Annotated in this window: 14 protein-coding genes; 6 read left to right on the plus strand and 8 right to left on the minus strand. The window is 43.0% G+C overall.

What is annotated here, in order from left to right:
- The first annotated feature begins 190 nt into the window (after positions 1 to 190).
- Positions 191 to 1,921, plus strand: coding sequence for a DEAD/DEAH box helicase (locus VQ643_RS00335; protein ID WP_414197169.1), 1,731 nt, complete (start codon positions 191 to 193; stop codon positions 1,919 to 1,921).
- A 388-nt stretch (positions 1,922 to 2,309) separates the two neighbouring features.
- Here VQ643_RS00335 and VQ643_RS00340 read toward each other — a convergent pair whose 3' ends face one another.
- The 6 genes from VQ643_RS00340 to VQ643_RS00365 all read right to left on the minus strand — a co-directional run bounded on the left by VQ643_RS00340 (position 2,310) and on the right by VQ643_RS00365 (position 5,803).
- The gene (locus tag VQ643_RS00340) at positions 2,310 to 3,626 is read right to left on the minus strand and encodes a type II toxin-antitoxin system HipA family toxin (RefSeq protein WP_414197171.1); all 1,317 of its coding nucleotides are present in this window, start codon (positions 3,624 to 3,626) and stop codon (positions 2,310 to 2,312) included.
- A complete protein-coding gene (locus tag VQ643_RS00345) occupies positions 3,620 to 3,943 on the minus strand; it encodes a helix-turn-helix transcriptional regulator (RefSeq protein WP_414197172.1) in 324 nt (107 codons plus the stop codon). Before VQ643_RS00345 ends, VQ643_RS00340 begins: the two co-directional genes overlap by 7 nt.
- Before the next feature lie 246 nt (positions 3,944 to 4,189).
- On the minus strand, positions 4,190 to 4,681 hold the full coding sequence (locus VQ643_RS00350) for a hypothetical protein (protein ID WP_414197174.1): 492 nt from the start codon (positions 4,679 to 4,681) through the stop codon (positions 4,190 to 4,192).
- A complete protein-coding gene (locus VQ643_RS00355; protein WP_414197175.1) occupies positions 4,662 to 5,117 on the minus strand; it encodes a DUF2489 domain-containing protein in 456 nt (151 codons plus the stop codon). The genes VQ643_RS00350 and VQ643_RS00355 overlap by 20 nt, the downstream gene beginning before the upstream one ends.
- A gap of 3 nt (positions 5,118 to 5,120) precedes the next feature.
- On the minus strand, positions 5,121 to 5,309 hold the full coding sequence (locus tag VQ643_RS00360; protein ID WP_414197176.1) for an SEC-C metal-binding domain-containing protein: 189 nt from the start codon (positions 5,307 to 5,309) through the stop codon (positions 5,121 to 5,123).
- A 5-nt stretch (positions 5,310 to 5,314) separates the two neighbouring features.
- Complete coding sequence (locus VQ643_RS00365; RefSeq protein ID WP_414197178.1) at positions 5,315 to 5,803, minus strand: LEA type 2 family protein; 489 nt, start codon at positions 5,801 to 5,803, stop codon at positions 5,315 to 5,317.
- Positions 5,804 to 5,922: 119 nt separating this feature from the next.
- Between VQ643_RS00365 and VQ643_RS00370 the strand changes: the two genes are divergently transcribed.
- Positions 5,923 to 6,441 carry a hypothetical protein gene (locus VQ643_RS00370; RefSeq protein WP_414197180.1) on the plus strand — a complete coding sequence of 173 codons (519 nt, stop codon included), beginning with the start codon at positions 5,923 to 5,925 and terminating at the stop codon, positions 6,439 to 6,441.
- 4 nt (positions 6,442 to 6,445) lie between these two features.
- Here VQ643_RS00370 and VQ643_RS00375 read toward each other — a convergent pair whose 3' ends face one another.
- Complete coding sequence (locus VQ643_RS00375) at positions 6,446 to 6,913, minus strand: YchJ family protein (RefSeq protein ID WP_414197182.1); 468 nt, start codon at positions 6,911 to 6,913, stop codon at positions 6,446 to 6,448.
- 98 nt (positions 6,914 to 7,011) lie between these two features.
- Between VQ643_RS00375 and dinG the strand changes: the two genes are divergently transcribed.
- The 3 genes from dinG to VQ643_RS00390 are packed head-to-tail and all read left to right on the plus strand — an operon-like array spanning position 7,012 to position 11,025.
- Positions 7,012 to 9,150: an ATP-dependent DNA helicase DinG gene (gene dinG, locus VQ643_RS00380; RefSeq protein WP_414197183.1), complete on the plus strand. Its 2,139-nt coding sequence runs from the start codon at positions 7,012 to 7,014 to the stop codon at positions 9,148 to 9,150.
- Between the two features lie 25 nt (positions 9,151 to 9,175).
- Positions 9,176 to 10,321: a serine hydrolase domain-containing protein gene (locus VQ643_RS00385; protein ID WP_414197184.1), complete on the plus strand. Its 1,146-nt coding sequence runs from the start codon at positions 9,176 to 9,178 to the stop codon at positions 10,319 to 10,321.
- Positions 10,321 to 11,025 carry a helix-turn-helix domain-containing protein gene (locus tag VQ643_RS00390; protein ID WP_414197185.1) on the plus strand — a complete coding sequence of 235 codons (705 nt, stop codon included), beginning with the start codon at positions 10,321 to 10,323 and terminating at the stop codon, positions 11,023 to 11,025. The genes VQ643_RS00385 and VQ643_RS00390 overlap by 1 nt, the downstream gene beginning before the upstream one ends.
- On the opposite strand, the gene VQ643_RS00395 is transcribed toward VQ643_RS00390, so the two are convergent.
- On the minus strand, positions 11,011 to 11,397 hold the full coding sequence (locus tag VQ643_RS00395; RefSeq protein WP_414197186.1) for a hypothetical protein: 387 nt from the start codon (positions 11,395 to 11,397) through the stop codon (positions 11,011 to 11,013). The genes VQ643_RS00390 and VQ643_RS00395 overlap by 15 nt on opposite strands.
- A gap of 138 nt (positions 11,398 to 11,535) precedes the next feature.
- On the opposite strand from VQ643_RS00395, the gene VQ643_RS00400 reads away from it, so the two are divergent.
- Positions 11,536 to 12,324 carry an SDR family oxidoreductase gene (locus VQ643_RS00400; protein ID WP_414197188.1) on the plus strand — a complete coding sequence of 263 codons (789 nt, stop codon included), beginning with the start codon at positions 11,536 to 11,538 and terminating at the stop codon, positions 12,322 to 12,324.
- Positions 12,325 to 12,381 lie beyond the last annotated feature (57 nt).

Below are 12,381 nucleotides of genomic sequence, written 5' to 3' on the forward strand. Positions count from 1 at the left end.
GTTAGGTACTGCATTAACACGAAACGCTCAGTTTCGGCTGCTTGTCCAAAATTGGACTGTCCTTACGTTTTTATCTGAATATTCGCAAATACTCGCCATATTAAAGGCTGCCTGGGTGACCTCAAATGAAGGTCTTTCATGGCGTGCGCAGCTTAGCATGGGTCTTTGCGATTGCACATGAGGCATCCCCATGACCCAAGAAACCATCAGCTTCGCTGAACTCGGACTTCACCCTTCTGTAGTTGCAGCTATCGCTGAGGTTGGCTTTGAAGAGCCATCTCCAATCCAACAGCAAGCTATTCCATTGGTGCTTGCTGGACATGACATTATTGGTCAAGCGCAAACAGGTACAGGTAAAACTGCTGCCTTTGGTTTGCCATTACTATCACGTATTGATCCATCACGTCGTGAACCACAAATTTTAGTATTAGCACCTACACGTGAGCTAGCCTTACAGGTTGCTGAATCCTTTGAAACCTTTTCGCGTCAATTACCAAGCGTAAATGTTGTAGCTGTCTACGGTGGTGCTCCTATGGGGCCGCAGTTAGGCGCTTTACGCCGTGGTGCGCAAGTTATAGTAGCAACACCAGGTCGTCTGATTGACCATTTAAGTCGCAATGCTAATTTGTTATCGAGCATTGAATACTTAGTGCTAGATGAAGCAGACGAAATGCTAAAGCTCGGTTTTATGGAAGACCTTGAAGTTATCTTTAATGCGATCCCAGCGAACCGTCAAACACTACTTTTCTCAGCAACCTTGCCAGCGTCTATTCGCGGTATTGCTGAGAAACACTTGCGCGAGCCAAAGCACGTAAAAATTGCGAGTAAAACACAAACAGTGGCACGTATTGATCAGGCCCACTTAATGGTGCACGCTGATCAGAAGGCTAATGCAGTTTTACGTTTGTTAGAAGTTGAAGACTTTGATGCTTTAATTGCCTTCGTTCGTACTAAGCAAGCGACCTTAGACTTAACCACGGCACTTGAGGCAAAAGGTCATAAAGTAGCAGCGCTTAATGGCGATATTGCGCAAAATCAGCGTGAACGTGTTATTGAGTCATTAAAAGATGGCCGTATCGATATCGTCGTAGCCACTGATGTAGCCGCTCGTGGTCTTGATGTGCCACGTATTACGCATGTATTAAACGTAGATATGCCATATGATCCTGAATCATATGTGCACCGTATTGGTCGTACTGGTCGTGCTGGACGTGATGGTCGTGCACTGCTGCTAGTAACTCCTCGCGAACGTCGTATGCTGCAAGTGATTGAACGTGTAACAGGGCAAAAAGTGGCAGAAGCGACTTTGCCAGATGCTCAGCAAGTGTTAGCAGCGCGTATTGCTCGTCTAGAGAAAAAATTAGCACCTTTAGCCGAGCGTGCGACGGATAAGCAAAAAGAATTATTGGCTCAATTACAAAGCCAATTGAACTGCTCAGTTGAGGATTTAGCGGTTGCATTGCTGGCTAAAGCGACTGAAGGGCAGGCATTAACTAGTCAAGAAGTAGAGCGTGAATACCCCATTGCCCCTGTTATGAATCGCGAGCGTCGTGATCGTCGCGAGCGCAATGATGGTAAAGGCAGTGAGCGTCGTGAGCGTTCAGAACGCCGTGGCGAAAGAGCTGAGCGTGGCGGTGAACGAGGTGATCGCCGTGAGCGTCGCTTAGCCCCTTTAACTGAAGGTCGTGTACGTTGTCGTACGGCTTTAGGTGTGCGTGATGGTGTTGCTGCACGTAACTTGCTAGGCGCTATTCTTAATGAGGGCGGCTTAGCACGTGAGTCTATTGGCCGTATACAAGTACGTGAAAGTTTCAGCCTGATTGAACTGCCGGAAGAGGGCTTGGAGCGCTTACTGGGTAAGCTTAAAGATACACGTGTGGTAGGTAAGCAATTAAAACTACGCCGTTATCGCGAAGATTAAGCTAAATTGTCTGGTTTAAGCAGGTAAGTTAAGCGGTATTTTCCGCTGCTAAGCGTTAACTGTTAAGCTAAACAAGATAAATAACTAAGATCCGATGATTGATTAGTCAATCATCGGATTTTTTATTTCTTTGTTAAGTGCTTTAACCTGTTTCGTGTATTGCTATGGCTTATTTGGGGCTTATCTATTGGTGTTCCAGTAGATGGTGTTCCAGTAGAAATACGTAAGGCGAAAAATGGGTGTGCTCTAAGGGGCTTGCTGTAAAACCGACAGTGTAGCTAGGTAAGTACAAGTAAGGTTGCTAGTGCAGTCTGTTTTTCACTGTATTGTGCTAAGTACTATTTCGTCAGGCTGCTTGGCTAGACACCTAGCAACATGTTCTGTTGACTTAAATAGCTAAACGCAAGTTTGCTTGGATTTGATCTATTAGTGCTTGGGGGACATCCCATTGCTGTGCCAGTTGAGGCCAATTTGATAGTTGTTCAATGGTGGCATCTATTATTTCGTCAATCTTTCTTTTTTTAAAAATGGGGCTTAGTTTTTCTAAGCTGTAGAAATCGCTTCGTGTAAAGTTGTCTCTTTTACCATTCAGGCTCATCCAGTGGCTATTAACCCATTGGCTGCCAGGTTTGTAGCTGTAAGCTAAATCATAAGCCGGAGCAAGAGTCCACTTGTCTTGTTGTAGCATGAAGGCAAAGTTCTTTGAGTGATCATCATGGTTGCGTGCGATGATATTAAATGCCATGCGCTTGAATAGTTGTTCTGCTTCAAGGGCAGAAAGCCTCAGCTGTCTGGCTATGGCAAATAACTCTGCGTAAGAAAAAGAACCAGGTTTTTTATAATCAACGTGCGCTAGGCCGTTAAGGGTCTGCACATGTACTTTGTTATTTTCAATTCGATCAAAACGTTGTGTAATGAAGTGTCTTCGTTTTCCCTCATGAAGCAGGTGGCAAGGCATCATATCAATACCGCATTGCTTCGCCATCAAGTGATAAACATATTCCATAGCGCCATAACCTAAAGGGTCGCCAAAGGTTTCTTGGTTTTTATTATGTTCACTGACACCATCAAATTTCATTAAGTAATGGGTAAACCCGCTCGGCGCATGAGTTTGGCCAGAGCGTACTTGAGTAAAGTTTTTGTTAAAGGCTAATACCGCTTTAGGCCTTGCCCCGCCTGCACTCATGCCAACAGAGAGTAAAGACATCATTGCTTCTCGATCATCTTGGCCGTTTTGATTGAGCTCTACTGTAAAGTTACCGCGTGAATCTAAAATTTCCTGTGCAATTGAAATAAGGGATTGAATTTCTATCTGCTGTGAAGCGTTTAAACTGCGCAATTGTGTGGCAGGTGCATACTCAAGTGCGCCCATGCCTCGTTTTCCCGTATATTGAAGGCGTTGTAAGGGGCTAATCTCGTTTGGTGAGCGTCCTTGTCCTGCGATCCAAGCATTCAGTACGGCATTGCCAAAGTCGTCAGGTAAGGAATCGGCAATTAATCCAGGCAATCCTTTAAAAGTATTAAAATCCAGCTCAGGAAAGTTATAAATCTGGCGTGATAATGGCATCTTAATGGGCGAGAGTTCGATGCCAGTTTTTATGAAGTTTGAGTCATACTCAAATGAACCTAGCCCCTTTTCAGAGTCAAAACTAACAGCGCCAACCAGATAGTCTTGGTAGGTTATTTTAATGACATCCATTACCATTCTGGGGTTTCCTCTTTGCTAGTACTGTTCTGACCAGAAGCCCTTTGTCTTCTTTTGCCTTGCAGCTTGGCTAGTTGCAAGGGAGATATTTCTTGTTTGGGAAGAAATAGATCAAGCTGTCCTGTTAGGTCTAGTGCCATAAGGATGGCAATCAAAATTTCAAGCTGCACTTTCCCTTTTTCGGCATTAAGAACTGTTTTTCGAGCTATGCCAGCAAGGGTGGCTACTTGAGATTGAGTGAGATCGCGATTGAGGCGCGCTTGCTTTAATCTTTCGCCAATCTCTTCGGCTAATGCAGTGGCAGTTATTTGGCTCATTTTAAAGTGCCTATTTGGTATCTTTAAACTTATTTTATGGATTAATGTTACTAATTTAGGACTTTAAACCTGTGTTGTCAAACTATGTATATAGTGTCCCATTTTGGTTTCATTATAGAGATATTTACATTTAATGTATCTAATATGGGGCTTTACGATAAGGAAGATAGAATTGTTTTGCCAGTGGAGACTCTTGATATTTATCTCGGTACTGTTCTTCGCCTTATATAAGAGGAGGCTCTGTTTTTAGTTACAGTGTGATAGCTCGCTCTGTTCTTGCATATTACGCAACAGCTGGTAAGCCGGAAATAAGTGATAGTGAGCATACCTCTGGCGATAATATGCATTCCAATAGCTGATACTGCGTTGTATTGATTTTGCCAAATAGCATGGATTTTCGTGAGCAAATCCCGTGAAGGCTTGGTGCTGCTGTTGGCAGTATTTAATACAGGCTAAATGAATGTCTAACACATATTCACTCAGTAGCTGAATAATGAAGGGGGTATTGAAATCGCAGGGCGTTCTAAGTAGTTGTAACAGGCCTTGTTGGCGTATAAAACCATTTGTTGCACGTGTTTGAAGGGCGCTTTGAATGCATTTGGGCGTGCTTTGTCTGATATCAAAGCGATAGGGAATGAGCAGTCTATTGCCCTTTATTTTTACTTGAAAGGCTGAGTTTTCATTAAAAGCAGACTGTGCGAATAATGCTTGGATAGCCTCAATTTTTGCGTGTAGCATAGTTTTGTCGAATAGCAGTTACAAGCGCTTGTACCGCATCTTGGCTGGTTACTTTATGCATGGTTTCCAGCTCATTAAAAAGCTGCTCGTAGTTTGTGCGAGACTGAGCATCCAATGCGCGCCATGCATCATGGCTAGGCGTATCTTTCACTGCATCATAGACGCTGTGTAGTACCTGAAATTGTGGCTGTAAGCTTAGGCTGTGATCATAATTATCCAACAGTACTTTCAAGCGAATACAGCCTTCAATCCAAGGTACTTGTCCTTCCATAAAAGCTTTGGCAATCAATAGGAGGCTTTCTGTGAGTTGATCTTGGCGTTCTTGGGTAACTTCTCGCAAGGCTTTTTCCTGGCGCCAAACTTTACGCCATAGGCTTAAAGTGTATATTCCTAAGCCTATAACTATACCTAAGCCAACAATAATAAAGATGCTCATGGCTTAATTAGCGCCATGGCATTTTTTAAATTTGCTACCACTACCGCAAGGGCATGGATCATTGCGCCCAATGTTTTTTAGTGGGTTGCGTATAGGGGCTTGTGATCCATGATTACAGTGCGGTCCATGCACGTGGTGTTCATGATCATGCTCGTGATTACAGTTTGGGCCGTGTTGATGGTTATTGCTCATAAACTTCACTCAAGTAATAAATTGCCAGGTACGAATTGCCCTGTGCGAGAAACGTTAACTTTTTTGCCAAACATACCGCCTGTTTTGAACTCAGTATCAAGCTGATACTCAATAGGGGTATTAGGCTTTTCAATAAGGCGGATTATAGACTTCATATGCCGCCAAAGGTTAGTGAAAACTGTAAGTTCTATATGTTTATGTTGCTTAGCAGGGACTGTTAGCCAAATTTTTTGCGAACCTTGTGCAAGTGGAATGTTATTAATCTGGACATCATACTTCATGCTTTTTAGCGCAAGAGAGCTATCATTAGGGTTATCCACCCGAAATTGTAGCTTAAACTCTTGTTCTACTAGCTTTGCTTGGACTAACTCAATGCTGGTCAGTTGAATATCAGGCTGCTGAAAATTGCTGCTGAGCCAAGTTGAGCAGCCATTGAGGAACATCAATGTCATAAGTAGTGTAATTGAAGTAAAGCTATATCTTATTCTTGCCATGTGATTCACTATGTAATTCCCTCGTATATGGCAATGTAACAAAAACTTATTTTCTTAGCTAAGCATCCTGAGAAAATATAACTTAGTTTGTAGCATGTAAATCAGTAAGGAGATAGGTAATGGCGCAATATGACATTATTTTTTCAGGGCAAATCACAAATGGCGCCGTGCTTGACCAGGTTCAACAGAATCTAAAACAAATATTACGCGTTGATGACAAAACCATTGCTGTTTTATTTTCAGGCAAGCGTATTTCCATAAAGAAAGGTGTTGACTTGGCAACGGGTGAAAAATTTCAGCAAGCCTTTGCTAAAGCCGGGGCTATTGTGCAATTAGAGGCTCAGTCTGTTGTTGAGTCGCCAGTAGCCAGCACAGCACCACCTGTACAAACCAACCCAGAAGCAAAAGCAGCTGAGGAAGTAGAAGGCTATATGAAAGCCTTTGCGCATATAATTGCACCCAATTTTAACGTTGCTCCAACAGGCACTAGCTTAAAAGATGCAGATCCTGAGCCGGTAGCGCCACAGGTTAATCTAGATGGTATTAGCATAGCACCTGTAGGCAGTGATATGAATCAGATGGATATGCGTAAAACAGCTGTTATTCCGGATACCAGCCATATTAAGCTGGTAGACTAGTCCTTTAGGGTAAATAGAGTGCGCAGCATTTTTTAAATTTCTTGCCACTTTGGCAAATACAATTATCGTTGCGCCCCAATTTAGTTCCTAGCGTAGAATCGAGAAAATACCAAGCGCCATCACGTAAAACAAATTCTGAACATTCGTGATGGCTGTGTTCTCCATTTTTATCTTGCCATTTGGCTATAAATTCCACACGGCTGCGATCATTGGTATAGGCTTGGTAGTCAATAACCTGTAGCCCTAGCCATTGGCTTTGAGTGCTCCATAAATACATAGCGGTTTGATCAAGCAGTCGCTGTTGATTAGGTACGGTGGTGCGTACTAAATAAGCAATATCGCCTATAGCAAATGCACAATAACGTGAGCGCATTAATTTTTCTGCATCAGGTGCAAGCTCACCTAAGTGGTAAGGCTTGCAGCATTGAGCGTAAGGTTTTTCGCTATTACAACGGCACATTGTGGCAGGCATAGCATAATCTCATTAAGCAAAACTGTAATTTTGCGCTATTATAGCTTAATTCTGAAATACTGATTTTATATACAGCCTAGTTGCTACGCAGGAACAGCATGTTATCAAGCGAATTGAAAAACACTATCCAAACCGCCTATTCGCAGTTTTTAACGAATAAAGAGTTAAAGCCGCGTTATGGCCAACGCTTGATGATTGCTGAAGTGGCAAAGGTGTTAGGTTCAATTGAGGTTGATGAAGAAGGACAACGCACAGGCGAGCCTGCTGTAGTTGCCGTTGAAGCAGGCACAGGTACAGGAAAAACGGTAGCTTATAGTATCGCTGCTATTCCTGCAGCTAAGCTAGCGGGCAAACGCTTAGTGATAGCAACGGCTACTGTTGCCTTACAAGAGCAAATAGTAAATAAAGATTTACCTGATTTAATGCGCAATTCTGGGCTTAATTTTAGCTTTGCCTTAGCTAAAGGGCGTGGGCGCTATTTATGTTTGTCGAAACTGGATTTATTACTCCAGGAAGGCCATGCTCAAACTGCAACTGCTCAATTATTTGAAGAAGAAGGGTTTAAGCTGGATGTTGATAAAGATAGTTTAAAGCTTTATAGCACAATGATTGAACGGCTAGCAGGTAATCGTTGGGATGGTGATAGAGACAGTTGGGCGCAGGTTTTAGAAGATGAACAGTGGAGTAAAGTAACCACAGATCATAGTCAGTGCACAGGACGGCATTGTCCTAATTTTGGGCAATGTGCTTTTTATCGCGCCCGAGAAGGTATGACCAAGGTTGATGTTATTGTTACGAATCACGATATGGTATTGGCTGATTTAGCTTTAGGCGGTGGCGCAGTGCTACCCGACCCGCGTGATACCTTATATGTGTTTGATGAAGGCCATCATCTACCAGATAAGGCGATTAACCATTTTGCTCATACAACGCGCTTGCGTTCAACAGCAGATTGGTTGGGGCAGATTGATAAAAATATCACCAAGTTGTTAGCACAGCATCCATTACAAGGTGATTTGGGTCGAATCTTGGAAGAAATACCTAGTGTAGCGCGTGAGTTAAAAGTGCAGCAGCAATTTATGCTCAATGCCTGTGAAGAACTGGCGGACTTTAAACTAGCAGAAGACAGCGAAGGGCGCGAAAAGCCTCGCTTTCGATTTGTAGGCGGGGTTATCCCTGAGCATATTGAAAGCTTAGGATTGGAACTCAAAAAAGGCTTCTTAGGCTTAACCGATAGTTTAAACCGCGTAACAGACCTGCTAAAAAAAGCTATGGATGATGAGCCTGTTGGTGTTTCTTCTGTACAAGCAGAAGAATGGTTTCCACTGTTTGGTAGTTTATATACACGAAGTGATGCCAATTTTAGTTTGTGGTCAGCTTTTACAACCCAAGATCCTGAGGACAGTCCGCCAATGGCGCGCTGGTTATCCTTAGCAGAGGGTAATTTTTTCGATATTGAAGTGAATGCTAGCCCTATTTTAGCAGCACAAACCTTGCGCCGTAATCTATGGAATGTTGCCTACGGTGCTTTAGTAACATCAGCAACCTTAACGGCGCTAGGTAGTTTCGATCGTTACCGTATGCGCTCGGGTATCCCTAAAGATGCAGTAACAGCTGTTGTGCCTAGCCCATTTTTTCATGCTGATGCTGGCGTATTGCAGATTCCTGATTTAAAAGCAGATCCACGTGATAGTGCTGCCCATACTTCGGCTATAGTGCGTGTGTTACCTGATTTACTGGAAGCTAATAAAGGTAGCTTGGTGCTATTTTCTTCTAGAAGACAAATGCAGGATGTATTTGATCAACTCGACCGTGATTGGCGTAAACGGGTACTTATTCAAGGCTCCTTGTCGCGCCAAGAAACCCTAATTAAGCATAAAAACAAAGTTGATAAGGGTGAGGTTAGTGTCTTATTTGGGCTGGCAAGTTTTGCCGAAGGCGTAGATTTACCTGGTGATTATTGTCAGCATGTGGTTATTGCAAAAATCCCGTTTTCAGTGCCAGATGATCCTGTAGAAGCGGCTTTGGCAGAATGGGTTGAAGCACGAGGCGGTAATCCCTTTATGGAGATTGCAGTGCCTGATGCTTCACTTAAATTGATTCAGGCCTGTGGTCGACTGTTACGCACAGAACAAGATAAAGGCACTATTAGTTTGCTTGATCGTAGAGTGGTAACCCAGCGCTACGGTAAAGCTATTTTAAATTCATTACCACCTTTTGCGCGTAAAATTGATTAATTATTGCTTGTTGTAGGAGTAGCTCATGCCAGTACAAGGTTATTTTGATTTGACCTTTGAGTCGGTAAAAGAAGCATTTGCACAGCTTTTTGAAAATGATCAGCAGCGAGGCGCTGCATTATGTGTGCAAATTGCTGGGGAAACTGTTATTGACCTTTGGGCGGGCACTACTGACAGAGAGCGCAGCCAAGCGTGGCAGCAAGACACATTGGTGAATGTGTTCTCAAGTACTAAGCCATTTGCTGCTGTAGTATTAATGCAGTTGGTCGCCGAAGGTAAACTAGAGTTAGACGCTCCAGTCAGTCAGTACTGGCCTGAGTTTGTGGCAAAGGGTAAGCAAGACATTAGTGTTCGTCATCTATTAAGCCATCGCTCAGGCATATCTGCCATTCATCAAAGCTTGCCAGCGGAGTCTTTGTACCATTGGCAAGCTATGGTACAGGCTATTGAGCAGGAAACCCCCTGGTGGACACCCAATACAACCCATGGTTATGCACCTATTACCTATGGCTGGCTGGTTGGTGAGCTTATTCGACGAGTAGATGGCAGAATGCCAGGTGATGCAATAGCAGCGCGTATTTGTCAGCCATTAAATCTAGATTTCTTTGTGGGGACACCAGCATCAGAATTTTACCGCATCAGTGATGTTAGTCGCATGAAGGGGGATATAGGTGATGAGGCAGCGCAGCGTATGTTGCAAACAATCATGCGTGAACCAAATAGTTTAACAACAAAATCCTTTACTAATCCGCCTTCAGTAATGACCAGTACAAATAAACCTGAATGGCGACTGATGCAGCAACCTGCAGCTAATGGGCATGGAAATGCACGGAGTTTGGCGCAGTTTTATACGGCTCTGTTAAATAATAGCTTGCTAGAGCAAAAGTATTTATTAGAAATGTGTAAAGAACATAGCTTTGGCATGGATAAAACGATGTTGACTTCTACACGTATTGGGCTGGGCTTAATGCTTGATCAAACGAATACAGAAAATGCTACTTACGGAATGACGGCTTCCGCATTTGGCCACCCAGGAGCAGGAGGAACAACCGCCTTTGCTGATCCTCAACTAAATTTAAGTTTTTCTTTTGTAACTAATAGCTTAGGCCCTTATGTCTTAATGGACCCTCGAGCGCAACGCTTAGCCAGATTAGTTAAAGCGGTACTCTAATGCTTAGTTTTTATAAAAGTTTTACCTATGAAAAACATATGTCTGTAACAGCGCATAGCCATATTGAGCAGCAATGGGTATATATGCACGAGGGGTTAGGGGTGGTACGTACGCCCTCACAGTCAATTTTTATTAGTCATGGCCAATTACTGAAAATCCCTGCCCGTTTTGCCCATGAGTTTGAAGTAATGCGCACAGGGCGCGTGAGTGTTTTTTATGCGACACCGGCGAGTGAGGATGGCATTTTAGCTCAGCAAACGGTATCTACTTTGTTGGTTCAGTTGTTGGAATTGTTTCAGCAAGAGTCTGATCCTAAATTGCGTGATGCCTATGCCCAGGTGATTTACCCACAGTTATTACAACAACAGAATGTAGCTTTTAATACCTATGTTACTAATCGTTTAGATAGACGCCTGTTAAAAGCAATGGAGGTGGTTAGTAGTCGGCCTAATATTCAATTAACCTTGAATCATGCAGCTGATCATGCCGGTGTTTCTATTCGTACTTTGCATCGTTTGTTTTTGCAGGGGTTAGGTTGTAGCTTTCGGCAGTGGCGAACCCATATTGTCATGCAAGAGGCAGTTATTCTGCAAAAACAAGGTTTAAATCAAACACAAATTGCTTATGAATTAGGTTATGACAGTTTGTCAGCATTTTCAGCAGCATTTAGTAACTATCAGAAAAACCAATTAGCGCCAGCCTAAACTGGCGTTTTCTTCATCACCTTCAAGTAGTTCAGTGGTCTCATTTGTCAAAATAAGTTTGTTATGTTCAAACGTAAATTGGCCCTGCACCTTAATTCGCACCTTGCTGCTATCATTTTTTACCACACGCACAATGTGAATGGAATGAATAGTGTTGCCATGCTGTTCGAGCAATTCAAAATCGATTGAACAGCGAATAACAGCCTGTTTTAAGTGCTCTATATGAGCTACGAATTGCTCGTAGTTAAGCGTTTTACCATCAACATGTTGTATGTAGCTAGTTGAAAAGTATTCCGCAATAAGCGCTGTATCAAAATTAGGATTGCAGATAACTTCTGATAGGCATTCTTGAAAACGTTTTTTATAGTCCATAGGAGACTCCTTTTGTTGAGAATTATTATCATATAGGAATCAGATTAAATTTGTTTTGGCAAACAAGCCAAAAGATTTAGAGAATCTGCCATCTTGTATGCTAATTTGTGTCGCATTTCTAATATGAGGATTAAATCAATGGATTTAGGTATAGCAGGGCGCTGGGCGCTGGTATGTGCCTCGAGTGCAGGTTTAGGCCGTGGTTGTGCGCAAGCTTTAGCAAAAGAAGGTGTTAACTTAGTTATTAATGGCCGTAATGAGCAAAAGCTGGCAATGACACGTAATGAGCTACTTGCATTAAACCCAGCACTTGAAGTGCGAATGGTTGCAGGTGATATTACACAAGCCAGTGTAAGAGCTGAATTTCTAGCGGCTGCCCCACATGTAGATATTTTAGTTAATAACGCGGGTGGCCCACGGCCTGATAGTTACGCAAACCTTACAACAGATGATTGGCATGATGCGTTAAATAACAACATGATCACGCCAATTGAGCTGATTCGTGAATGCTTACCAGATATGATTTCACGTGGGTTTGGGCGCGTCATTAATATTACGTCGATGGCCGTTAAAGCGCCGGTAAGCGTACTAGGATTGTCTAATGGTGCTCGCGCTGGCTTAACTGGTTTTGTTTCAGGGGTGGCTCGCGAAGCAGAGCTGGCCGCCAATAATGTCACCATCAATAATATTCTACCAGGTGCTTTTGATACGGATCGTATTTTAAAAACCATGGGTATTGATGAGCAGACATCTGCAGAAGAAGCACAGCGTAAAATAGAGGCACGTTATAAAACGATACCGGCACGTCGTTTTGGTAAGCCAGAGGAGTTTGGTGCGCTTTGTGCTTTTCTATGCAGTCAACAGGCCGCTTATATGACAGGACAGAATCTGCTTATTGACGGTGGGGCTTATCCAGGTACCTTTTAGCTTTTGTGCCTAAATACTAAAAAGCCCAAGGTTAAACTTGGGCTTTTTAGTTCAACA

Source organism: Pseudomonas sp. F1_0610 (genome assembly GCF_047470865.1).
Taxonomy (GTDB): Bacteria; Pseudomonadota; Gammaproteobacteria; order Pseudomonadales; family Pseudomonadaceae; genus JAZDRH01.